The organism is Shewanella sp. W3-18-1 (assembly GCF_000015185.1).
Lineage (GTDB): Bacteria > Pseudomonadota > Gammaproteobacteria > Enterobacterales > Shewanellaceae > Shewanella > Shewanella putrefaciens.
Genome location: NC_008750.1, coordinates 1575301 through 1597565, shown reverse-complemented (window position 1 = coordinate 1597565; position 22265 = coordinate 1575301). Strand labels below are relative to the sequence as shown.

The following is a 22265-nucleotide window of genomic DNA, read 5'->3' as shown; positions in this document are numbered from 1 at the left end:
CTATCTCCTAACTAATACGCATTAATGAAGATGAAGCACGGTCAATTTCTTCCGCGGTTTTCATCATCTTGACTTGCATTTCAAACTGACGTTGTAATTCGATCAAAGACACCATCTCATCGACTGGATTGACGTTACTGCCTTCTACTGCACCACTTTCCACGGCGACATTAGGGTCTGCTGGAGCATCGTTACCTGACACAAGTCTGAATAAACCATCTTCGCCACGCATCATCTGGGCATTACCAGGATTGACCAGTTTAAGTCTGCCAACCTCTTCGATAACCTCTGCGGTAGCACCTTGAGGACGAACAGAAATAATCCCATCCTGGGAAATAGTCACTTTATCTATGGGTAACGGCAGTACAATTGGCCCGGCATCTCCCATCACCGGATTACCTCGGTCGTTATGCAAGAGACCTGTCGCATCAAAACTCAAGCTGCCAGAGCGGGTATAAGCCTCTGCCCCATCTTTTGCCTGCACAGCAAACCAACCATCGCCCTTAATGGCAACGTCAAGATCTCGTCCTGTCGTCTTAATTGGGCCTGAACGAAAATTAGCAGACGGAGTTTCGATCATGGCAAACACCCGTGTTGGTAATCCTTCTCCAAAGGCTTGCATTGATCTTGCCTGCGCCATATCAGACTTGAAGCCGTCAGTATTCGCATTGGCTAAGTTGTTGCCTCGTAAGGCCAACTCATTCATATTTTGCTTAGCCCCACTCATGGAGATATACAGGAATTTGTCCACAAGACTGCTCCGTCAAATTTTCTACCTGACAATAGCAAAGCAAGCATCGTGCCAACAAAAACGATACCTAATATGTTGATTAATTAGAAAAATTAGAAGGGATTATAGGGGAATACGGTAAAGAGGCTAAGTGTTGCCGCTGGCGGCAACACTTACGGTAACGTCAAAAACTAGCGGATCTGTAGCACAGTTTGTTGCAGGGTGTTATTAACTTCCAAAGTACGAGAGTTTGCTTGGAAGTTACGCTGAGCGGAAATAAGATCCACCAGCTCAGTGGTCAAATCGATATTCGATTGCTCTAACGCAGAAGAACTAATACTACCGAATGTGCCACTATTTGCCTCACCTGCTAGTGCAGGGCCCGAATTTAAGCTCGCCTTCCAAGAGGTATTACCGACTTGGGTTAAGCCTTGTTCATTAGCAAAACGAACCAAAGCAACACGCGCTAAGGGGACCGTTGAACCGTTAGAGTAGCTGGCCGTGATTAGACCATCTGCACCAATTTCAACGTTTGTTAGGCGGCCAACCGTTGTGCCGTCTTGAGTTAATTCTGTCGCCGCAAAGGGAGCTGCATACTGGGTAGGGGCATTAAACTTAATTGTTAAATTTTGAGTACCATCGGCACCAGGCCCCAATACTCCTGCACCACCCACACCAAGGGTTTCTGTTGTCACTATTGCAGGATCGCTCCCCGTATAAACACCAACTGAGTTAAACTTCAGTACCGAGCCTCTCCAACCACCAGTAGTTTCTGCGGTAGCCGTTCCATCGGGTACACCGTCACCATCTGTATCTGTTTGATAAGTACCAGCAGCTCCATCAACATCTACTTGCTTACCATCAACCGCATAGTAGGCAACCCAGTTGTTTTCACCGTTGTATGCCCCATCAGTGGGCTTAACAAAGTAGGAGGTCATAATATGTGGCTCACCGAGTGAGTCATAAATCGTCATTGAGGTGACACTGGTATACGTTTTAGGATCTGTCGGATCGAACGCAGCGGGATCGAGTGACCCCTCTTTAGCATTTAAATTCATCTGAAAACTGACATTCTCAGTCTTTACTGGGCTACCTGCGGTATCGGGGATTTGAACAGGTTTAGCAGTCGTTAAACTGACAGACGTTGAGTTCCCTTCTTTATCAACGGGAAAGGTTTGCAAGTAGTTACCAGATGAGTCAACCATATAGTTACTCGCATCAACTTTAAATGCACCAGCCCGAGTATAGGAAAAATCTAATGTGCCAAGCTCTGAAGATGTGACAAAAAAACCACCACCTTTAATCGCCAAATCCAGAGAGTTATTCGTTAACTGTAAACTACCTTGGTGGAATTGCTGCGCCACTTGACTCGTTGCTACACCGCCACCAACGGCCGTTTTAGAGTTAGAGAAAATCGAATTAGCGTAAACATCCGCAAATTCAGCACGTGACTCTTTAAAACCAACAGTATTTGCGTTAGCAATGTTGTTCGCAGTCGTGTTTAAATCTTTCTGCGCGGCAGATATGCCACTCAATGCAATGTTAAACGACATAATTCACCTCTACATTTGACTCAATTCAATTGTGGACGGGTAACGTCCAATTCATATACTGATAATATTAAGTTTCGGATACAGCCAACACATCGGATAGCTTAAAGGCCATCCCACCCCTTAAATTCAAAATAGCCCCTGTACTGGCAGTACCTAAAGAAACGCTACTGACATGTGCATAGGTGGATACGGCTAACTGTTGGGAAGTACCATCAACTAATCCGCTGGCTTTAATCGAATAATTACCTGCAGCAACGGGTTGGCCATTCTTATCTAATCCATCCCAATTGACATCAATATTACCGCCTTTACTACCATCAACATTAAATGTGGTAATCACTTGTCCTTTTTCATCCTCAACCCGCACATTGATCACTGGAATTTTTTCCGTTGTACTAATCACCCCTTTCATCGAAGGATTTTCACTAGAAACGTATCCAGTATCAGTGGGAAGTAGCACTTTTCGTCCGACAAGCCCCGTTGCTTGTAATGCTTGGCTCGATGTCATTACGCTATTTAGATTAACAATTTCTTTATTAAGCTTAGAGATGCCATCTACCGTAGAGAAAGAAGCCATTTGAGCAATCATCTGGTCATTATCCACAGGCTTAAATGGATCTTGCATGGATAATTGTTGACTTAATAACGAGAAAAAATCTTCTTGTGTCAACTGCTGACTTTTCGCTTCAGGCACGATTGACTCTGTTGGTAAACGAAGACTATCCAAAAAAGGATTTCCCGTTGTCGAGTTCGTTGTTACAGCACCTGATTGACTCTTAGTTTGAGTCGTTTGCGTTGACGCTTGATTAACTTGATTAATGAGGCTCACAGCTTACCTCCTAAATAACCCATGTTATTTACCCATCCCAAGTGTTTGTTGCAGCATTGATTTTGCGGCTTCAGCGACTTGAACATTCATTTGATATGAGCGAGAGGCAGAAATCATATCTGCCATTTCTTCCATGACATTTACATTCGGTTTATAAATAAAGCCATCGGCATCCGCCATAGGATGATCTGGTGAATACTCTTTGAGTAAGGGTTTATCACTTTCTACTATCCCCCTTACCGTTACCCCTTGAGAGGTTTGCTGTTGGCTCTGTGCTTTAGCCATTTCAGCTTCAAAAATAGGATGACGAGAACGGTAAGTTTTATCGATACTGCTTGAAACTGAGTCAGCATTTGCAATATTACTGGCCGTAGTGTTAAGCCTTACCGATTGTGCTGACATTCCAGAGCCAGCGACATCAAAAATGCTAAATAAACTCATGATTAATCACCTCTTAGTGCTTTTTTCATGCCACTAAACTTACTATCCAAAAACCCCAGTGACATTTGATATTCGAGGGCATTTTGCATAAAGGCAGATTGTTCCTGTTGAATATCAACAGTATTACCATCACCAGTATCAGGTTGATTTGGAACACGAAATTTAACATATTGGCCCGTTAATTCCGCTAAACCAAAGTGCCGTTCATTATCTCCCATATCGAGATGATTACGCTGTTGCTGTTGGCTACGAGCGGCTTGCATCGCAGCAGAGAAATCGACATCACGGGCTTTATAATGTGGCGTATCGGCATTTGCGATATTACTTGAAATCACTTCAGCCCGTTCAGCACGTATGCCTAAAGTGTATTGATGCACACCCAATGCATTATCGAAATTGATCGCCATAAAATTGCCTCCATCGTGTCACTCGCAGGAATAAAGCAATTCATGTGCCAAAAAGAAGATAATAGTGGTAAACAGTGGTGGCAGGTAAAAATAGCGGCAAAAAATTACCGACATAAGTCGGTAATTTTTAATTAAATAAGCTAGTTAAGTCTTTTTCTGATAATAAATCCCAGGATTACAACGCACCATATCAAACTCATCGGTTAAGCCTGCAATCGATTCTGAAGCCCCTAAAAACAAAATCCCTTTTGGATTAAGAGCGGCAGCAAATTGCCGCAAAATTTTGGCTTTTGCCTCTGGCGCAAAGTAAATTAGCACGTTACGGCAAAAAATAATGTCAAATTTACCTAGCAAAGTATAACTTTCAAGCAGGTTATGGGCTCTAAAGTTAACGAGTCGCTTAACATTATCCTTCAGCTTCATATTGCCAGAAGGTAATGCATCAAAAAACTGACGCTTACGCTCATCCGATAAGCCCCTTGCTAAAGCTAAGCTGTCATATTCAGCATTTTTACAACGCTCTAGCATTGAGGGAGATAAATCTGTTGCTTGAATTGTTGCACCGCCAGCAAGGGCACCCGGTTTTTTCTGCTGATATTCCAAAATGGTCATCGCCAATGAGTAAGGCTCTTGCCCAGATGAGCAAGCTGCAGACCAAATTTTCAATGGGCGACCTAAACGGTTGTACTCAGGTAGCAGGACATTGTTAAGCAGCTCGAAAGGATAACGATCACGAAACCATAAAGTTTCATTTGTCGTCATTGCATCGATAACCTCAGCCCTCAGAGCTCGCTCTGTCGGTTTCATCGAGTGCTTAACCACATCAGATAATGATGGCAGATTATATTTCCCCATCAAAGGGGCAAGACGGCTACGTACTAGATATTGCTTATTTTCACCCAGTACGATGCCGCTATGTTGCTCTAGGAACAACCTAAATTGATTATACTCAGCTTCAGCAAGTGACTTATTTGGCACATTCACGTCCTAGATCCTATCGCTAGCGAGCACCAAAAACAGTGCAAAACTAAAATGTTATAAGGGGCTGATTATAGCGCAAAGCTCAACTCGGCACTAACCCCCGACGCTATCATTTATAAACTTAAATGCTTGTTCACTGCTGCTGCTAATTCATCTGGGTTAAACTTTGCAATAAAATCATTAGCCCCTACTTTTTGCACCATAGCTTGGTTAAACACCCCACTGAGTGATGTATGCAACACAACTTTAATATGTTTAAGCTTTGGATCATCGCGGATTTCAGCCGTTAAGGTATAACCATCCATTTCAGGCATTTCAATGTCAGAGATAATTAATGGAATTTCATCTGCAACATTATCCATTTCACTGGCAATAGCCTTTAACTTATCGAGGGCCTCACGACCATCTTTCGCCGTATCTATCTGCAAATTTAAAGACTCTAAGGAGCGAATGATTTGCTTACGTGCGACAGCGGAATCATCGATAACCATAATATGGTAATGCTGCGTACGGTCGATGGTTAGTTGCTCATTGAGTTCTTCACTAATCGCCGTTTTTACCGGTGAGATTTCATCTAAGATTTTTTCTACATCTAAAATCTCAACCAATTCCCCCTCAATTTCAGTCACCGCTGTAAGATAAGAATAACGACCGGCACCTTGAGGAGGAGGCATTATAGCCTCCCAGTTCATGTTAATAATCCGCTCAACAGAACTGACTAAAAAGCCCTGCACACTTCGGTTATATTCAGAAATAATAATGAAGCAATTTTCAGTACTCGTTAAGGGACGACCACCAGTCGCCGCACTGAGGTCAATAACTGAAATTGTTGTACCTCGAATATGTGCAACCCCCTTCACATTGGCGTTAAGTTTAGGCAAAGTCGTCAGAGGCGGACACTGCAGTACCTCTTTCACCTTAAACACGTTTATCCCGAATCGCTGACGACCATTTAACTTAAATAGCAAAAGCTCTAAACGGTTTTGGCCAACGAGCTGAGTTCGTTTGTTGACTGAATCAAGAATACTCGACATAACTCTGCCTTGTTGTTCTGTTTATGTACGACCCTAAGACTCGTATGAGTATAGGCATATAAATTGCTTACGTCTTACTATCGATAAACATAGTTGAAACTGAGTCAATCTTCTGACATGGATATTTCTGTTGATTTTGGTTATCAGCTTCTCACTTGATAAAAGTATAGGTGCATTCTGGCATTACAAGCTAGTCTCTTCATTATGAAAGTAAATTTAGTCTGTTTTTTGAGTTTTTTCACCCTACTGTTACCCGCGACTGCGAGTACAGAGCCTGTTGCCCCCACCATATCGGCGATATCCGAATTAGCTAAAGCCCTTATTAATGAAAAGATTTCCATACCGGCAAAGGCTAAAGTAGACATAACACCTCAGAATATTGACGCTCGCATGTTACCATCCCAGTGCACATCACCGATAAAAGTTGAAATGGCGAGTGATCGCGACATTAGTCGCAATAATACGATTAAAGTCAGTTGTCATACTCCTGAACTTGCCTACCCTTGGCAAATATTTATCTCAGTTAGAGTCGATATTTTATTTCCTGTCGTGGTTACTACAGAAATTCTGGCACCTGGCGATAGAATCAATGCTAGCCAAATTGAAGTAAGATATATTGAACAAAATAGTTTACGCGGACAACAATTTGACGACCCAAGTCAACTCGAAGGCACACGCGTAAAACGTCGAATTGCAAAGGAATCCCCTATTTTTGCCAACAACCTGTGTTTTGTGTGTAAGAATGACGCAATCTCTATTTATGTACGATCTCCTTCATTTATGTTAAAAACAGCAGGAGAGGCCTTACAAGATGGAAATATTGGTGAGCAAATTAGAGTTAAAAATAGCAGTTCAAACAAACAACTAGATGCAATAGTCATAGGCATTGGCGAAGTCGAAGTTAGAATGTAAAATAATCTAAAGCTTTTCTGTAAGCTGCCGATACCAGTTAAGCAATCCCGTATACACGACGCTGGAGCCTAAAATGGCAATTGATATAAGCAAACTAAACACCGGAACGACGTCTCAAACCCGTTCTGGCGCAACTAAAGTCAGCAGTGAACAATCTGCTCAAGTAGCGACAAAATCGACTCCATCGCAAAAAGGCGACTCTGTAGTCATTACGGCTCAAGCTCAGCAGCTACAAGGAGCTCAGACTAAAATGGCGAGTCTACCCGAAGTTGACCAAAAGAAAGTGGCTGAAATTAAACAAGCCATTGCCGAAGGTCGATATAAAATTGATCCCGAAAAACTGGCTGCCAATATCGCCAGTTTTGAAGCCGAATTAAATGATCTCAATAGAGAGTAACTATGACAGAAATAGCTAAACTGGTAGATCTGCAACACGCCCATTTGGCTGTTCTTAAGCAAATTATACTCAAGGAAAAAGGCGCTTTGGTAGACCAAAACGCCGATTTGTTGTTGTCGCTTGCAAATGAAAAATCACAATGTCTAAAACAGCTTAAGGCAACTGATGAGCTGCTGGCCAATCACAACGATAAATCTCAGCTAACACAACAACCTGATCTTAACGATAAAATGGCAGAGGTTAAACGAGCGTTAACCGAATGCAAAGAACTGAATGAACAAAATGCCAGTTTGATCGAGATGAACTTAGCGAGTCTAAATCGCTTTGCTCAAGCCCTGCAAGCCAGTCGCAATGCCACTAGCCTTACCTATAACGATAAAGGTAAAACCTCAACAATCTCAAGTTTAGGTAATGATTTAAAAGCTTAATCTCTATTTCAGCTAGTCTCTCTCTCGCAAAATAATCGCCTGCAAAATCAATAACCTAAAAAACCGCGCAAATGCGCGGTCAATGTGTTTATAAGAAAGGGATTGATACGAAAGATTGACGTTTTACGGTGATATAGGACAAAACTTTTCCCACAGGATCTTTTCAACACAAACGCTCAATCACAACAGAGATCCAGCTAAAAAGTTTAGCTGACATGCACTTACCTTCATGCACGCAACTCCTCATTTGAGTAGCATAACTCCGCTTTTTGCTTCGCGATCAAAAGCTCCAAAAGCGTTAGTATTTTAGACGCAAAAATTTGCCAAAGTGAAATCAATATTTGGGTATGACATGCCTAAAAATACGTGACTTCTTTAACTTTTTGTGGACGGTTTTGTTGTTGATAAAGAGCCCAAACTTGAGAAAAATCAAGTTCTAACTCAGTAACATAATGCTCACCAGCGGGATAACTTTTTACAACTTTAGCCCCGCGTATGACTCCAGAAACCGAAGCTTTTACATTATCGTCCGTTAACATCCACTCACTCACACTGCTATTTGCCGTAATTTTTTGCCCATAAACTTGTTCGGCTAATTCGCGGTAAGCCACAATTTTTGATGCCTGCATAGCCATCAACACTTTTTGCGATTGCTCTTTAGCGGGTTGTGTCGCTAAGGGCGCGTAGCCAATTGCAGTGAGTTTAGGAAAACTCGGTGGCGGCACATCTTCCCACTGTACGTATCGGTCTTTCGTTGCACAGCCGCTTAACAAAAGCACTGCGACGAGTAAGAGGTATCGTTTCATTTTCCATCTCCTAACACACGTACTTCATTCATACCTGAACCTGTTTGCCTATATAAAATGCCATTTTGGGATACTACTTTTTCAGATGGTTGCATGTAGTTGGGCATTTCTTTTTGAGTCACATATGTCTGAGAAGCCGAAACCACGCGATTGTTACTTACATTAACAATACGTGTATTGATTGCCATGCCATTTGTTGTGGGGCTCATCGTCGATACGACTAAATGTTCAACGGGGAGATTGTTTGATAACTTTTGCCAATCCCGCGTCAAAATAAAGTCACCACTTGTCGTCACCCTTAAACCATCACCAAGGTTTAAATCTACAACATTAAATTGAAAGCTATGCAGTGATGTCATTAATCCTTGCTGTAACTGTTGTGCCATTGCATTAGTGTTGTTCATATCCCCCACCAACACAGGTGTTGTAACTACTATGGGTTGATCTGAACGGAGTGCATCATTTTGTTTAACTAACTCTGTGACAATTCGCTGAGCTAAATGATTAATCGTCGATGTTGGCGGCAAGCCATTGCCATCAACTAAGCTAGGTTTCGGAGGCACAACGGATTTAGCAACGCATCCACCTAACACTATTAGGATTAAGGGAATAATGACACGTTTTAACATTGGGCAGACCTCGTCTAAAGGAATTCTTGGCCATTTAAATGATAATTAGGCCACAGCTACAACACAGGAAATATCAAATGCAAATACCAGACCAAGACAGCAAATTGCCATTGGGATTATATCCATAGCTACTTTATCGGCAGTCATTAGTAAAACTTTATCTAAAGTCCCCTTTCAATAAGGCATGAAACTTGCTTTCTAGTCTAATAGCGTTGTCTGTCAGTAAACTGGCTAAATTAACAATCTCGTCATTCGTGATGGCACAGCATTAAGGACTGAATTGATGCACATATTAAGATCCGCTTCTATCATTAGTTTGAGCCTTACTTTACTTTCAATGTCTGTACAGGCTGAATGGATCGAAGCCAGTGGTGAGGCCATGATTATTAATGGCAATATAGCCCAAGCTAGGGAAGAAGCCATCAATCAGGCAGTAAGTTATGCAACGCTTAATACAGGCATAAGAATATCCAGCGAACAACAAACAACTAATGGCAATCTCACCCAAAGCAGCTTTGCGATAAATAGAAATGCCCAAGCAATCAGCATTCAACTGGTCAATGAGCGGATCCAAGGCCAAAGAATATATGTTTCCCTACGACTTGATCTGAATGAAGACCCTACGCAGCAATGTCCGAATGGGCAATTAAAAGCGGCTATTTTAATACCTCAAGCGCAAATAAAAGATCGCACCCAGCTTAGATACGGTCAACTCTCAGGGTTTGAAGAAATTATCTCCGAAAAATTGAGCCATAATATCGATAGCTATTCATCTACGAGTTTTAGCCACCTACATGCTAAAGAAAGACTCGATATTACCCAAGATTTAGTCGATATTCGAGGATATAGGCTACCAAATTGGTTGAGCGAAATAACCGACAGCCAATATATTCTTCAGCCACAAATTATTGATATTTCGACAGATCCAGTTAAATCAACCTTCCTCGGCATCTGGGATGAAGCCCCACAAAGACAATTTCAATTCAAACTTAATCTCTACCACGGGATCAGTGGAGAAGAAGTATGGAGTAAAAGTTACAGTACCTCTGCCCCATGGGAGTTTGAAGAACAAGCCGTAGTATCGCCTAATAGTGAAAGGTTTTGGCGCTCGGCATATGGCAGAAATATCAATCAATTAATGCAGCAAGCTACTCAAGATTTGGATAGCACACTCAACTGCCGTCCTTTACTCGGGCAAGTAGTGAGTCGCCAAGCTGATAGGATAATATTAAATTTAGGCAGAAAACATGGCATTCGTGTTAACGATAAATTCCAAGTAGTATTACAACAGAACTTGCCAGACAGACTCAATGAAATGCGTCCTGTCGCGACAAAAAGTCGCGCCACAGTCAAAATTGAACAAGTCAGTGAAGAAAGCTCAACCGCGGTGCTTGTAGACCAAAATGCTGTCTACAACGTACAGATAAACGACATCGCGATTAAGATTTAAGCAACTAAATCATAAGCCTTTTAATCACAGATAAAACCAGTATAATCACTCTCGTCTCTTCATAGCTCAACAGGATAGAGCAGCCGCCTCCTAAGCGGCCGATCGGGGTTCGAGTCCCTGTGGAGAGACCAGATAGTGATGTCGGTGATATCAAATAACAAAAGCTTCCGAGGAAACGGAATGACTGAACTATTTGCCAATAATCTACATATTATTACTAAACGCTGGCCGATTGTGGCTGCTGCGATCAAAAGCCAATCAATAGATCAACTTAATGCCCATCTTGTCATAGGCCGCGATCAAACCATTAGTGTAAATGGTATTCAGCTCAGTAGCCGTCACGACCGCATCGCTGAAGCACAACTTTTTATCAACACCCTTCCCCCAAATGCTCGCCAAGTAACAGTTTATGGGGTGGGTATGGGTGATGTACCTAGCGTATTGATTGAAAACTCTCACTATACTCGCATTGAAGTATGCATTTTAAATTTGGCAGTATTCGCGTTATTACTTTGTTATACCGATCAGAGAGAGTGGCTAGATCATCCAAATCTGACCTTACACGAACAAGCAGGAAAAACACTGAGTTTTCCATATATTGCAATAACTCCTGAACTCAATTTAGTTAGCAATGAAAATGCTATTATTCGTGATTTGATCATCTTTGAACTAAATCGCCACTATGTCAATCAAAAGCATATCAACGATATGAGAGTTGAATCTCGATTTAAGGCCAATATAAAAAATATAGAAAATGATCCAAGCGCGAATTTGCTAATCATGCAACATAGCAACCCACAGTGTTTTGTCATCGCATCAGGCCCAACCCTTGAAGATCACTATGATTATCTCTTTAAACAACGCCAGTTACCTGAAAGCATAAGACCATTAATGATTGCAGCAGATACTGCACTAAGAGGCTTAATAAATCATGGGATCTACCCAGACATAGTGATTAGTATAGATATAAATATTCGCCTTGACCATTTACCTATAGAAGAGACAGATAACATCTCATTGGTATACTTTCCTAAATTGGCACCTGAAGTAGTAGAAAAATGGAAAGGAAAAAAATATTGTGCTTACTCAAAGCATAAGCAATACGACGCTTTGGCTAATTCTCACCCTAAACTTCGTTTATATACTAATGGTAGTGTTATTCATCCAATTATAGATTTAGCAATTTATTTAGGCGCTTATGAAATATCAATGTTTGGTTGTGACTTTTGCTACACCAAAAATAAAACTCATGCATTTTGGCCTGATGGTTCATTAGGACCAAAAATAAATAATGCTAAACATTGGATCCTGAATGGACGAGGAAAAAGAGTACCAACAGACTTGAATTTTAGAGGTTATTTACGTAGTTTAGAAAATTACATTAAGACCAAGCCTAATGTGAAATTTTATCAATCAAGCCTTGAAGGTGCACGAATTCAGGGGACACAGTTTAAGGACTTTAATAGATGAATTATGAACTAAGATTGCAAGAGCTAATCGATAAACTAATTAACACTGCACATCATTTCAGGCTAGGACAAGAAGCTGATGGTTCAAAAAAACTAAGAGAATGCCTAAATATAATTGAGCCTATTATTGAAACATTAGATGCGGATGCTAAAAGTCAAATATTTAAAATAATCCCTCCAATGCTAACTGCCCAAGAAAATCAGGACTGGTTATCACTAGCGGACTTCCTTGAATATGAAATCCCCATTTTATTACAAAAGCAACCCATTCGAGCAGAGTTTTCAACTTAAAAGCAGATAGAAATAACTATCTACTTTTAATATTCCATCTTAAAAAGATCACCAAGAACGACAAAATAGAATAGCTTGTTCTAGATCATCTTTAGTATCAACTTCCCTTAATACGATCTCTTTTGAAGGAAGTGGTAAAGTTAACTCTATTGATTCAAAAACATAACCATCTATTTTTGTCAAGAAGTTACTAGGCGCGACAAAAACATTTGCCCACTCATACTCTTCACCTTGATAATTTCGATTAAAATAGGTGACAGATTCGCCTTCCAACCCAACGTATACAGCTTGTTCACTATTTGCTTTTGCCACCCCTATTAAAACATCAACAGAGCTTGCACTCTTAAGAAAAGCTAGCATGCTATTTTTTTCAACTAATAGATCACCATCTATATATAATGTTTTCCCTACTAAATTTTTAGCTCCTTGATAATAACTATAAGCTGTATTAGTCGTTGCATAATCAGGATTTCTTGCAATAATAACATTACGGTGATAAACAGAACAATATTCAACAACCATTTCTTCACGATAACCAACAACTACAACTATATTTTTGCAATAGCTATCAAGTAAATTAATCAACCTTGATAAGAGATTTGCTCCTTCAATATCAATCATACATTTCGGAATGCCAAGACCAATTCTCGCTCCCATACCTGCAGCTGCAATCACAACATTTTCAATAAGTTGCATAAAGAATCCCCACTATGAACAATATAATTTGCTAAATTTACGAGTGATTTAGGAGGGTGATGAATCGCCCCAAATGCAATTTTTATATCTGACTCGAGAAACATCGGAACATCATTCATTCCGTCACCAACAGCAATAACCCTGTCAAATCCCATTGCTCTGATATTTTTTATCGCTTCAGATTTAACTAAGACTTTATCAAGTTTGATATAACCATCACTATATTGAGCAGATGATGAATAATAATTACACTCAAACTTATCTAGTAAAGGCTTAATCCAAAGGTCAATATTGCCGGTTACAATAAAACATTGCTCACGATTGTCTTTTATAAATTTTAATAATTTTAAGTCTAATGGTACTTCATCTATAATTGAGTTAATTCTCTCAATTGAAACTGTTGATAACAATAATACTCTCAATTTAAAAGATGAGATAAAATCTATCACACCGTCCATAGTTAGCTTTGTCAATAATGCCATTTCCTCAGAAATATTTAATTCTGAAGCAATACATCCGTCATTCCGCAGCTAATTCCAGAATTTAAATAGTGTGATCTGGCGATCAGCTTTTCATAAAAACTACGACACCATCTTGACCGCGATCGACAGTTTTGATCTATTACTGCTATTTGACGGTCTCAAAATATGTCTACCCATCCTGTTATTAAACGCTTAGATCACCTTGGTCTCATTGCCGCCTTTTGTCACGAAATTGGCCTGCCACGGATGATAGATGCCGTTATCCCAAAATATTCTGACCACAATGTTTCTCATGGTGACGCGGTATTGGCCATGCTCCTAAATGGACTTGGCTTTCATAGCAGAACACTGCACATGTTCTCGGACTTTTTTAAGACCAAGCCTGTATCTAAGCTACTCGCCAAAGACATTGAAGCACACCACCTGACTGATGATGTACTAGGCCGCACATTAGATGCTCTATACGAAGCCGATGTCTCAGCGCTCTATCAGGTTATTGCTGAGCGTGTTGTTGATAAACTGGGCTTGACGACCGATTCTGTTCATCTTGATATCACTAGCTTCCACGTTGATGGTGAGTATGCACAAGATGAAAACACCAACGTGATTAAGCTTGTAAGAGGTTATAGTCGGGATCATAGGCCAGAGCTTAACCAAGTCGTGCTTGAACTCATCTGTGAAAACCAAGCAGGTATTCCTGTTTACATGCAAGCACTGAGTGGTAACACCAATGATGCCAAGGCATTCGCTGAAGTCACTAAAAGACACATACATTGCCTAAAAGCCGCGCAAAATAGTCGTTACTTTATCGCTGATGCCGCTTTGTACACCGAAGAAAGCATCTCCTCGCTAGATGAGCAAAATCAAAAATTCATTACCCGTGTCCCCATGACCATCAAGCTCGCAAAACAAGCACTACTTGCGCTAGAGCCAGAGCAATTAAGCACTATCGGTCATGGCTACTCAGGATGTTGGATAGACTCGGATTACGGAAAGGTCAATCAACGTTGGTTGCTCGTTCACAGTGAACAGGCCACCAAGCGGGAAGAAATCACTTTCTTCAAGAACTTAGAGAAAAACATAGCAAAAGAAATCAAAGCGTTGGAAAAGCTAAGTAAAAAACCATTCGCTTGTGAAGTTGACGCAGAATTAGCGTTTAACGATTTCAAGAAACAATGTGACTTACTTGGGTTTGAACAAGGCACTCTCATCAAACAGCCGACTTACTCTCATTCGGGCCGCCCAAAGACAGATGAAGCACCGACAGGATACCAATACTTTATCGAAGCCGCCCCCTTCACCGACCTAGAAAAAGTAAAACTGGCTAAGCTCAAAGTAGGCATGTTTATCCTCGCGACGAATGACACCGACAATGAAGCACTCACCATGGCGGCTCTTCTAGCACATTACAAATCGCAACAAAAAGTCGAGCGCGGCTTCCGTTTTCTAAAAAGCCCTGAGTTTTTAACCTCTTCCATCTTCTTGAAAAAGCCTGAGCGCATTGAAGCGTTGCTAATGATAATGACGTTGAGCTTGCTTGTTTACGCTAGTTTAGAACACAAAATCAGAGAACAACTCGCACAAACCGAAGCGTTCTTCCCAAGTATGGTAAAGAACAAGACGACCTCCAGACCGACGGCACGTTGGGTCTTCTTGCAATTCGAAGGCATAGATACGCTAGAGATTAACGGCCAAAGGTTCATCACTGGACTTCAAGATCACCAAACACAACTACTCAAATTACTCGGTAGATTCTATGAGGTAGTTTATTCCTAAATTAGCTGCGGAATGTCGGATACATGGTAACCCCCTGTGTCAGGATTGTTGTCACCCCTAAATAATCATTATGTTTAAAGACAGGGTGCGGCAAAAGAGAACGATATGGCTCGGTATTCACCAGAACGTAAAGAGGCGATCCTTAAAAAATTATTACCTCCTCACAACTTAACGGTCGCAGAGGTCGCTCGGGAAGAAGGCATCGCGGTGCAAACCTTGTATCATTGGCGAGATATTGCCAGAAAAGAAGGTCGCCCCGTGCCAGGTAAAACATTAACAGCCGATGATTGGTCGGCTGAAGCAAAACTTGCCGTGATTATTGAAACAGCGCCGCTGTCGGAAGCGGAGATAAACCAGTATTGCCGTGAAAAGGGCTTGTTCCGCGAGCAAGTACAGCAGTGGAAACAGGATTGTTTAGCTGGTTTTCAAACCTCAGAAGTACAAACTAAAACCATTAAACAGCAGGCTAAGGCTGACAAAGCCGAAATCAAATCGCTGCAACGGGAATTGCGCTATAAGGAGAAAGCGCTGGCTGAAGCTGCTGCGTTACTGGTGCTCAGAAAAAAGCTCAATGCGCTCTGGGGGGACGACAGCGAGGAGAGCTAACCCCCTTGCCTGAGCGCATAGCATTGATTGCCTTAATCCAAGAGGCGTATACCCAGGGTGCTCGCCTTTATAAGGCTTGTGCTGAAACGGGCCTCAGTAAGCGTACCTATCGACGTTGGTATCGAGAAGGTCAAGTGCAAGCTGATTTAAGGCCAACAGCAGCTCGACCAGAGCCAGCAAATAAACTCGAAGAACATGAGCGACAACAGATATTAAGTGTGTGCAATCAAGCGGAGTACGCCAGCTTACCCCCGTCGCAAATTGTGCCAACATTATTAGATAACGGGATTTATATCGCCTCGGAATCCAGCTTCTACAGAGTGTTAAATGCTCATGGTCAACTTAACCATCGTGGCCGCACTCAGGCTGCGGTCAATCGAAGCAAACCGTTGAGTTATCGGGCAGATGGGCCGAATCAAGTGTGGTCATGGGACATCACTTATTTAGCCTCAATCGTCAAAGGCCAGTTCTACTATTTGTACCTGTTTGAAGATATTTACAGTAGAAAAATAGTGGGTTACGAAGTTCATGAGCAAGAAAGTGGGGAATATGCCGCTGCGCTAATCCAACGCTGTCTGTTACGCGAGCAATGCTTTAACACGCCATTAGTGCTGCATTCTGATAATGGGGCGCCGATGAAGTCACTGACCATGAAAGCCAAGCTGGAAGAGCTTGGTATTACGGCATCATTAAGTCGGCCGCGGGTGAGTAATGACAACCCCTTTTCAGAGTCGTTATTTAAAACGTTGAAATACCGCCCACAGTGGCCGGCATCAGGTTTTAGCTGCTTAGCAACAGCAAGAGAATGGGTGGAAAAGTTTGTAACCTGGTACAACGATGAGCATAAACACAGCCAGCTAAATTTTGTCTCACCAGGGCAACGTCATGCACTGCAAGATGGCGCTATTTTAGCGAAGCGCAAGAAAGTGCTTGAGGCGGCGAAGGAAAGAAAACCGATGCGTTGGTCTACAGAGATCAGAAATTGTGAAGCGGTTGGCGCTGTAACACTCAACCCAGATAAGGCACCAGAAGAAGGCGTAATAAATGCAGCTTAATATTTAAACAAAGAGTGACAACTATCTTGAAAAACACCGGTAAAATCTCTAAAGTAGTTAATGTGCTATCTAAATCAAAACAATATGCTGTCTTCATTTATTAAACCTATCTTTGGTAAATATAGTATTTTTGCTTAGTATCACTTCGGTTAGATAAAGCAGCACTATGCACATCACCACTTTCTTTTAAGCTAAATCCTGAATGATTAAAAACACTATCAATCATTTCAAACAATTCTAATTCAGTTCTATAAATCGCATTATATTCTTGCTCCATATCATCTGAAAAATGTTCGATAATGGATAATCTTTGTGCAACACCAATTGGTTCTCTAAAAGCAATTAAAGCCTTCTCGGACATAAGATGAAGTAAAATATCTAAATAAACTTTTAATTCTTCGTCATTCATGTAGATCATTACACCAAATGATAAAGCATGAGTGCATATTCCTTTAAAACCTTTACTTAATATTTTCCTTTCCCAAAGAGGTGAAACAAAAAAATGCGCATTTTTATAACTTTTAAATTTTTTACTGGCAATCTCAATAAATCCGTTAGAAATATCTGCACCATAGTATTGCCCACAATAGGGAATAATTTCTTGTGCCCAGCGCCCTGTACCACAACCAGCATCAAAAACGATACTGCTTTGGTCAATTCCAAGTTTTGGGAGTAACAATTTTTTTTCAATGATATCTCGATTTATTGCTAATTCAGGATTTTTATCCTGATAAATAACAGCACTTAAATCCCCAACCACTGCTGATTTTCTCGCCCTATCCTCAAAGAACTTTACAACATTATCGTAGGATAGTTTTAATTTATCGTCGCCATAAATCCTAGCCATAATTTTCTCCTACATTTATGAATATAAAGTCCACTCTTTGTTGGCAACACACCAACTACCGTATACTCTTGTCAAATATTGATCATACTTATTGGGTACTGGTAAAGAAATTCCTTTTACATTCAAAAAGTCAACTGCAACATAATGCTCAGTATTATAACGCTCAACCCTATCCATGACTTCCAAACACACAAAATTAGAGAAGTTAAATTTGATAAATACATCAATATCGAGAATCACATTATCACGATTACAAGATATAAAAACTCTTGAATGCTCACATTCAACACCTTTTATCAGCTCAATTTTAACATCACATCCAATAGTGGAGGATATATGTTCAGATATAACAGAAAAACTATTAATCAAATAACCTTTATTCTCATCTAAAATGCAAAAATCAAGATCGGAATCCCATGAAATTAAATCATTATCCCTTACAAGCCCAAGTAACGTCCCATAATCCAACCAATATCGAATATTTAATTTACTCATTAATTCAGAAAAACTAAAAATAAAATCCCAAGCTAAAGAGTATAAAACCTGATCGGAAAACCGATTAGGCTTTAAGTAATATTGAGGTAATACAATAATACGCTCTTGGCTTATATTATATTGCCCCAATTGCGCTAAGATTGACTTAGAGTATCCACTTGCAATAAGTATTTTGTCAAAAATCAAATCACAATTCAATTTTTCAGGAGCATAAATAGGAGTATCATCTAAAAAGGTATTGTGCTTTTTTAGATCATTGTCGACAATAGCGCTAATATTACATCCTTCAAGCTTTAATAATGAAAGTGCATTTTCTCCGCCGCCGCCAGCACCAAATAAAATACAAACTCCTGAATATTTAACCATGGTTCCCCCAATTACATTTTTTCCGGCTACAAGAATGTAAGATATCGATCCCATCCCAATACCAATCAAATGCAAGTGCTTGGCCAGGTTTAACAACACGATCAACACGCCCAACAATACAACTTAACTCATCGCGACATTGTGCAAGTGACTCACCTAAATAGACACAAGTCTGAATATCCCAATAAGTATTGCTAATCGCCTGCCAATTTGGCATAACACTCTCAGTTAATAAGCCTGGGCCTGTATAATCTAAAATGGTCGGTTTTTGATGAGAAAATACGCTTACACCTTTGTAGCACGTTAACTCTTGAGATTGAACAATTGCAGCATTCATTTGGCTTTGAACTAAACGTTCCATTACCAAACTAGAATTAAGCCCAAAAGTATAAAATGTCTCTTCTAATAGCCTTTGTTTTACTGCAATATCAGGCTGCCCAATCCAAACTAGCATCGTGGGTGACGAGCAAGCTTTTTGATCGAATAACGTACAGTCTTGTTTAAATTCACTCACTAAACTTGCCCATGTATCAGTATCCAATGTTGATACCCATTGACTATCGATAATCGCCATCGAACGACGGTCAGGAAATACCAATTCTTGAGCAGTAGCTGATAATCCAAGCTGTCTAATCGCACGGATTGTTTTGTCTCCTCCCCATATCACTCTCAGATGACATTCTTCGCTAAACCATTTGGTTATTTCATCATTATGCTGGTAGCGGATAAAACGGGTTCGCTCTGCTATTGGGCTCCAACGCGACTCTAGTAACATTGCAGAGAGTAGTTCCAACATTATCTCTTGAGTGGGGTGTTTACGTGAAGATAATCGGATAATGCTCGAATTTCCCATTAACAAGGCCATTATCCAAGAATAAAATGCTATTGTCGGGACGTTAGATGGTACCAAATGAAAAACCATTCCAAGTGGCGCACGACCTGATAAGCGAAGGACCTGTTGTTCAACTTGCCGTGGACGTAACCAAAAACCAAAAGCCGCTAGCTCTGGTACCATCCGATATTGCTGTTGAAGACGTTGTGATAAATCCGCTAAAAACTCTCTAATAACAGGCGCAAAACAGGCTAAAGGGACAGGATTAAATCGAGTCCCGGTTTGTCCTCTAAGTAAATGTTCGACTTCAGGAGCATCTAAAGCTTGGTTTATTGAAATGTATCGCTGCATCCCCTGACCTCTGCGCCTTTTTGACGTCCAATCACTTCAAAATACTGTCCCTTACGACCACAGCAACAATTATCAATCCCAATTATTCGCCCAATATCTTCTGTTAATAGTGAATGTCCTGGGTAACTTTTAGGGATTGCCGAAAGCACTTGTATTAGCCCCTCTTTGCCTATGGGTAAAGGGGCTAAGGTCGTAGGCTCTCTGATTATCACATCTGAATAAAGTGGAGCATGTAAATGGCCCGATTCACACTCAACAAAAATTGAACCTATTTGCTCAGCCATCCCATAAAAATTATGGACTTTAGCAATACCTAACCATTCGCTACATTGCATTTTAAATGTCGCATTATCAACTGCCTTATGTTGCAACTTTTTCCATCCGCCACTGTGAAATAATATTCCTTGTTCAAAAGATAATTTGTGTCCTCTTTTTTTTATTTGTTCTAAAAAGTGTTCCCATACCATAAAGGTAAAACCAAATAAAATGATGGGTTGATTTGAATACCGTTCACAAAAAGCATCTATGGTTTTCCAATCTGGTTGCATATTGCTATCTAGAGCATAGGTATGATCTCGACCGAGAAATGATAGGCCAACAGCGCCAGCTCCTCTGGCCGAAAAATCATTTCTATTTTGTACGAGTGATGTTTTTTCAATCAACAGCATTGGCAGTCGCTGTTTTCCGATAAACTCTTGAAGGATCTTAACCAATACTTTTGTCTGTAACGAAGCCGTTTCTCTATCAAGCACTATTTGAGATGCAGCCCCCGTAGTCCCTGATGAACTGATCATTTTGAATATTTTCGCATCGGGAATACTTTGTAACTTCATCAACTTAAAAAGTCGGCAAGCAAGATAAGGTAGCTGGGCATAATCCTCACTATGTCCCCAGTGAAATGCTCTTAATATATTAGCAAAGCTAGGACAGTTGACCTCGTGATGAGAGGTCAGCTTATTCAATTCAGCTAATAACAGCGCTTCCTTCTCAACCTGTGGCAAAGCGAATATGGAGTGATCCCAAAGCCAATTCATGATGATGACTCCAATAATTGCGGCAGCGTATTATAGTCAATCTTAAGATTTGAAGTTCGAGGCAAAACAGGAACAAGGATGAACTTAATCACGTTAATAGGAATACGTAACCAGAGTGAAAGTTGTTTTTTCACAGCATCTATATCTTGATCCGTTGGCTCATATGCGATCAGCAACTCATCATCTTTATTAAGGCAAGCAGTAATAATAGATTTATTTTCGAGAAATGTTTCAATGTCTACAAGGTTAGTACGTTTACCGAAAAGTTTGATAAAACGTTTTAAACGCCCACAAAGGTAATAGCGTCCCTCTGTATCACAATAAGCAACATCTCCAGTAGCTAACTCTTTATATTCAGCGCCCTTGGCAAGATCGAACTCACTTTCGGCATAACCCATCATCACGTTTGGTCCACGGTAGATAAGCTCACCTTGCCCTTCCGCTAATCCGTCAATTGGTTTTAAATTAAATTCACCGCCAGGAATGGGACGACCGATAGAATTGGGATGCTCAACGATTTCATTTTCAGCTATCCAAGCCATTCTTGGAGCTGCCTCGGTTTGACCGTACATAATAAAAAAGCGTTTATGTCGTTTCAAAGCTTCGGTAGCAAAGTGCCGCGCTAATTCGGAATCAAGCCGACCGCCTGCTTGCGTCATAGTGCGAAGACATGGGTAGCTCGACCAGTCAAACTTCAATTTATTTAATGTTTGATAGGTAAAAGGGACCCCCGCAAAACTAGTTACCTCCAAGTTACTAAGCAAGGACCAAAACTGGCGATCCATTGTGCTATATTCGCTTTGAACTAACGCGGCACCAACGGCAAGATGACTATTGAGAACAGAAAGACCATAAGAGTAAAAGAATGGCAAACTTGTAATTGCCCGCTCATCTTGATTTATCTGTAAATACTCAGCAATTGCTAGCGCGTTACTTTGGAGGTTTTTGTGAGATAAGCGTACCCATTTAAATGCACCGGTACTTCCGGAGGTTGGCAATAGCAAAGCAAGAGAAGGATGCAACCTAGCCTGAGTTGTTTTACTTTTTGTCAACTCATGCAACATACCGGACTCATCAATCCAGGCATTAACACCATAATTATCAATGGTCAATTGCCGCTGCTCGTGACTCATCAATGGGTCAGCAAGCATGAGGGGATGTCCCAGTCTTAAAGCGACAATGTAATGAAGAACGTGTGAAAGACGATTAAAAAAAGGTAAGTAAATTAAGCATTTTGAGCTTGGATAAGTCTGCTGAAGCTGGAGCGCTTTCTGATGAATATCGCCATATGTCAGCCAACCGAGCTGAGGTTCCCACCACGCTAAGTTTGGATTATCAGCTTTTATATGTGACAACATTTTAGTGACG

At 40.8% G+C, this 22265-nt stretch carries 24 protein-coding genes and 1 tRNA gene; 9 read left to right on the top strand and 16 right to left on the bottom strand.

Going from position 1 to position 22265, the window contains the following annotated elements; genetic code table 11:
• Positions 1–7: 7 nt before the first annotated feature.
• The 7 genes from flgF to SPUTW3181_RS07285 all read right to left on the bottom strand — a co-directional run bounded on the left by flgF (position 8) and on the right by SPUTW3181_RS07285 (position 5975).
• Complete coding sequence (gene flgF / locus SPUTW3181_RS07315) at positions 8–751, bottom strand: flagellar basal-body rod protein FlgF (protein WP_011788756.1); 744 nt, start codon at positions 749–751, stop codon at positions 8–10.
• Between the two features lie 170 nt (positions 752–921).
• Positions 922–2283, bottom strand: coding sequence for a flagellar hook protein FlgE (gene flgE, locus SPUTW3181_RS07310; RefSeq protein ID WP_011788755.1), 1362 nt, complete (start codon positions 2281–2283; stop codon positions 922–924).
• Between the two features lie 67 nt (positions 2284–2350).
• On the bottom strand, positions 2351–3112 hold the full coding sequence (gene flgD / locus SPUTW3181_RS07305) for a flagellar hook assembly protein FlgD (RefSeq protein WP_011788754.1): 762 nt from the start codon (positions 3110–3112) through the stop codon (positions 2351–2353).
• Between the two features lie 24 nt (positions 3113–3136).
• On the bottom strand, positions 3137–3553 hold the full coding sequence (gene flgC, locus SPUTW3181_RS07300) for a flagellar basal body rod protein FlgC (RefSeq protein ID WP_011788753.1): 417 nt from the start codon (positions 3551–3553) through the stop codon (positions 3137–3139).
• 2 nt (positions 3554–3555) lie between these two features.
• Complete coding sequence (flgB, locus tag SPUTW3181_RS07295) at positions 3556–3960, bottom strand: flagellar basal body rod protein FlgB (RefSeq protein WP_011788752.1); 405 nt, start codon at positions 3958–3960, stop codon at positions 3556–3558.
• Between the two features lie 144 nt (positions 3961–4104).
• The gene (locus SPUTW3181_RS07290) at positions 4105–4944 is read right to left on the bottom strand and encodes a CheR family methyltransferase (RefSeq protein ID WP_011788751.1); all 840 of its coding nucleotides are present in this window, start codon (positions 4942–4944) and stop codon (positions 4105–4107) included.
• 110 nt (positions 4945–5054) lie between these two features.
• Complete coding sequence (locus SPUTW3181_RS07285) at positions 5055–5975, bottom strand: chemotaxis protein CheV (RefSeq protein ID WP_011788750.1); 921 nt, start codon at positions 5973–5975, stop codon at positions 5055–5057.
• A 204-nt stretch (positions 5976–6179) separates the two neighbouring features.
• On the opposite strand from SPUTW3181_RS07285, the gene flgA reads away from it, so the two are divergent.
• The 3 genes from flgA (at position 6180) to SPUTW3181_RS07270 (ending at position 7712) form a co-directional block, all read left to right on the top strand.
• Positions 6180–6887: a flagellar basal body P-ring formation chaperone FlgA gene (gene flgA / locus SPUTW3181_RS07280; RefSeq protein WP_011788749.1), complete on the top strand. Its 708-nt coding sequence runs from the start codon at positions 6180–6182 to the stop codon at positions 6885–6887.
• Between the two features lie 73 nt (positions 6888–6960).
• Positions 6961–7284 (top strand): flagellar biosynthesis anti-sigma factor FlgM, encoded by a 324-nt coding sequence (gene flgM / locus SPUTW3181_RS07275; protein WP_011788748.1) that lies wholly within the window; start codon positions 6961–6963, stop codon positions 7282–7284.
• 2 nt (positions 7285–7286) lie between these two features.
• Positions 7287–7712, top strand: coding sequence for a flagella synthesis protein FlgN (locus SPUTW3181_RS07270; RefSeq protein WP_011788747.1), 426 nt, complete (start codon positions 7287–7289; stop codon positions 7710–7712).
• Between the two features lie 356 nt (positions 7713–8068).
• Here SPUTW3181_RS07270 and SPUTW3181_RS07265 read toward each other — a convergent pair whose 3' ends face one another.
• Complete coding sequence (locus SPUTW3181_RS07265; RefSeq protein WP_011788746.1) at positions 8069–8518, bottom strand: LPP20 family lipoprotein; 450 nt, start codon at positions 8516–8518, stop codon at positions 8069–8071.
• Positions 8515–9147 carry a FlgO family outer membrane protein gene (locus SPUTW3181_RS07260; protein WP_011788745.1) on the bottom strand — a complete coding sequence of 211 codons (633 nt, stop codon included), beginning with the start codon at positions 9145–9147 and terminating at the stop codon, positions 8515–8517. The genes SPUTW3181_RS07265 and SPUTW3181_RS07260 overlap by 4 nt, the downstream gene beginning before the upstream one ends.
• A 283-nt stretch (positions 9148–9430) precedes the next feature.
• Between SPUTW3181_RS07260 and SPUTW3181_RS07255 the strand changes: the two genes are divergently transcribed.
• The 4 genes from SPUTW3181_RS07255 (at position 9431) to SPUTW3181_RS07240 (ending at position 12357) form a co-directional block, all read left to right on the top strand.
• Positions 9431–10597: a flagellar assembly protein FlgT gene (locus tag SPUTW3181_RS07255; protein WP_011788744.1), complete on the top strand. Its 1167-nt coding sequence runs from the start codon at positions 9431–9433 to the stop codon at positions 10595–10597.
• 55 nt (positions 10598–10652) lie between these two features.
• Positions 10653–10728 (top strand) — tRNA-Arg (locus SPUTW3181_RS07250).
• 49 nt (positions 10729–10777) lie between these two features.
• Positions 10778–12067: a motility associated factor glycosyltransferase family protein gene (locus SPUTW3181_RS07245; RefSeq protein ID WP_011788743.1), complete on the top strand. Its 1290-nt coding sequence runs from the start codon at positions 10778–10780 to the stop codon at positions 12065–12067.
• Positions 12064–12357 carry a hypothetical protein gene (locus SPUTW3181_RS07240; protein ID WP_011788742.1) on the top strand — a complete coding sequence of 98 codons (294 nt, stop codon included), beginning with the start codon at positions 12064–12066 and terminating at the stop codon, positions 12355–12357. The genes SPUTW3181_RS07245 and SPUTW3181_RS07240 overlap by 4 nt, the downstream gene beginning before the upstream one ends.
• A gap of 48 nt (positions 12358–12405) precedes the next feature.
• Here SPUTW3181_RS07240 and SPUTW3181_RS07235 read toward each other — a convergent pair whose 3' ends face one another.
• Together SPUTW3181_RS07235 and SPUTW3181_RS07230 are read right to left on the bottom strand one after the other, a co-directional pair.
• Complete coding sequence (locus SPUTW3181_RS07235; protein WP_227498148.1) at positions 12406–13053, bottom strand: NTP transferase domain-containing protein; 648 nt, start codon at positions 13051–13053, stop codon at positions 12406–12408.
• Positions 13029–13583: an HAD-IB family phosphatase gene (locus SPUTW3181_RS07230; protein WP_049824073.1), complete on the bottom strand. Its 555-nt coding sequence runs from the start codon at positions 13581–13583 to the stop codon at positions 13029–13031. Before SPUTW3181_RS07230 ends, SPUTW3181_RS07235 begins: the two co-directional genes overlap by 25 nt.
• A gap of 117 nt (positions 13584–13700) precedes the next feature.
• Between SPUTW3181_RS07230 and SPUTW3181_RS07225 the strand changes: the two genes are divergently transcribed.
• Both SPUTW3181_RS07225 and SPUTW3181_RS07215 read left to right on the top strand, forming a co-directional pair.
• The gene (locus tag SPUTW3181_RS07225) at positions 13701–15311 is read left to right on the top strand and encodes an IS1634-like element ISSpu7 family transposase (protein ID WP_011787758.1); all 1611 of its coding nucleotides are present in this window, start codon (positions 13701–13703) and stop codon (positions 15309–15311) included.
• Positions 15312–15416: 105 nt separating this feature from the next.
• Positions 15417–16972 (top strand): IS3-like element ISSpu6 family transposase gene (locus SPUTW3181_RS07215; protein WP_086022276.1). Its coding sequence is split into 2 segments (ribosomal slippage): positions 15417–15879 and positions 15879–16972, totalling 1557 coding nucleotides; the frame shifts between segments, so codons are not numbered across the junction.
• 106 nt (positions 16973–17078) lie between these two features.
• On the opposite strand, the gene SPUTW3181_RS07210 is transcribed toward SPUTW3181_RS07215, so the two are convergent.
• Genes SPUTW3181_RS07210 through SPUTW3181_RS07190 form a run of 5 tightly spaced genes read right to left on the bottom strand, consistent with a single transcriptional unit; the run spans position 17079 to position 22255 of the window.
• On the bottom strand, positions 17079–17819 hold the full coding sequence (locus SPUTW3181_RS07210) for a class I SAM-dependent methyltransferase (protein WP_011788739.1): 741 nt from the start codon (positions 17817–17819) through the stop codon (positions 17079–17081).
• A gap of 15 nt (positions 17820–17834) precedes the next feature.
• Positions 17835–18680, bottom strand: coding sequence for a LicD family protein (locus SPUTW3181_RS07205; RefSeq protein WP_011788738.1), 846 nt, complete (start codon positions 18678–18680; stop codon positions 17835–17837).
• A complete protein-coding gene (locus SPUTW3181_RS07200; protein WP_011788737.1) occupies positions 18673–19863 on the bottom strand; it encodes an acyl-CoA reductase in 1191 nt (396 codons plus the stop codon). The genes SPUTW3181_RS07205 and SPUTW3181_RS07200 overlap by 8 nt, the downstream gene beginning before the upstream one ends.
• The gene (locus SPUTW3181_RS07195; protein WP_011788736.1) at positions 19842–20897 is read right to left on the bottom strand and encodes an acyl-protein synthetase; all 1056 of its coding nucleotides are present in this window, start codon (positions 20895–20897) and stop codon (positions 19842–19844) included. Before SPUTW3181_RS07195 ends, SPUTW3181_RS07200 begins: the two co-directional genes overlap by 22 nt.
• Positions 20894–22255, bottom strand: a complete 1362-nt coding sequence (locus SPUTW3181_RS07190) for an AMP-binding protein (protein ID WP_011788735.1) — start codon at positions 22253–22255, stop codon at positions 20894–20896. Before SPUTW3181_RS07190 ends, SPUTW3181_RS07195 begins: the two co-directional genes overlap by 4 nt.
• Between the last annotated feature and the right edge of the window lie 10 nt (positions 22256–22265).

Coding starts and splice junctions, on each gene's coding strand:
- SPUTW3181_RS07265 (WP_011788746.1), bottom strand. CDS start 8,518: ATGAAACGATACCTCTTACTCGTCGCAGTGCTTTTGTTAAGCGGCTGT.
- flgC (WP_011788753.1), bottom strand. CDS start 3,553: ATGAGTTTATTTAGCATTTTTGATGTCGCTGGCTCTGGAATGTCAGCA.
- SPUTW3181_RS07205 (WP_011788738.1), bottom strand. CDS start 18,680: ATGGTTAAATATTCAGGAGTTTGTATTTTATTTGGTGCTGGCGGCGGC.
- SPUTW3181_RS07285 (WP_011788750.1), bottom strand. CDS start 5,975: ATGTCGAGTATTCTTGATTCAGTCAACAAACGAACTCAGCTCGTTGGC.
- SPUTW3181_RS07245 (WP_011788743.1), top strand. CDS start 10,778: ATGACTGAACTATTTGCCAATAATCTACATATTATTACTAAACGCTGG.
- SPUTW3181_RS07225 (WP_011787758.1), top strand. CDS start 13,701: ATGTCTACCCATCCTGTTATTAAACGCTTAGATCACCTTGGTCTCATT.
- flgE (WP_011788755.1), bottom strand. CDS start 2,283: ATGTCGTTTAACATTGCATTGAGTGGCATATCTGCCGCGCAGAAAGAT.
- SPUTW3181_RS07235 (WP_227498148.1), bottom strand. CDS start 13,053: ATGCAACTTATTGAAAATGTTGTGATTGCAGCTGCAGGTATGGGAGCG.
- SPUTW3181_RS07190 (WP_011788735.1), bottom strand. CDS start 22,255: ATGTTGTCACATATAAAAGCTGATAATCCAAACTTAGCGTGGTGGGAA.
- SPUTW3181_RS07260 (WP_011788745.1), bottom strand. CDS start 9,147: ATGTTAAAACGTGTCATTATTCCCTTAATCCTAATAGTGTTAGGTGGA.
- SPUTW3181_RS07200 (WP_011788737.1), bottom strand. CDS start 19,863: ATGCAGCGATACATTTCAATAAACCAAGCTTTAGATGCTCCTGAAGTC.
- SPUTW3181_RS07270 (WP_011788747.1), top strand. CDS start 7,287: ATGACAGAAATAGCTAAACTGGTAGATCTGCAACACGCCCATTTGGCT.
- flgB (WP_011788752.1), bottom strand. CDS start 3,960: ATGGCGATCAATTTCGATAATGCATTGGGTGTGCATCAATACACTTTA.
- flgM (WP_011788748.1), top strand. CDS start 6,961: ATGGCAATTGATATAAGCAAACTAAACACCGGAACGACGTCTCAAACC.
- SPUTW3181_RS07255 (WP_011788744.1), top strand. CDS start 9,431: ATGCACATATTAAGATCCGCTTCTATCATTAGTTTGAGCCTTACTTTA.
- SPUTW3181_RS07195 (WP_011788736.1), bottom strand. CDS start 20,897: ATGAATTGGCTTTGGGATCACTCCATATTCGCTTTGCCACAGGTTGAG.
- SPUTW3181_RS07210 (WP_011788739.1), bottom strand. CDS start 17,819: ATGGCTAGGATTTATGGCGACGATAAATTAAAACTATCCTACGATAAT.
- flgA (WP_011788749.1), top strand. CDS start 6,180: ATGAAAGTAAATTTAGTCTGTTTTTTGAGTTTTTTCACCCTACTGTTA.
- SPUTW3181_RS07240 (WP_011788742.1), top strand. CDS start 12,064: ATGAATTATGAACTAAGATTGCAAGAGCTAATCGATAAACTAATTAAC.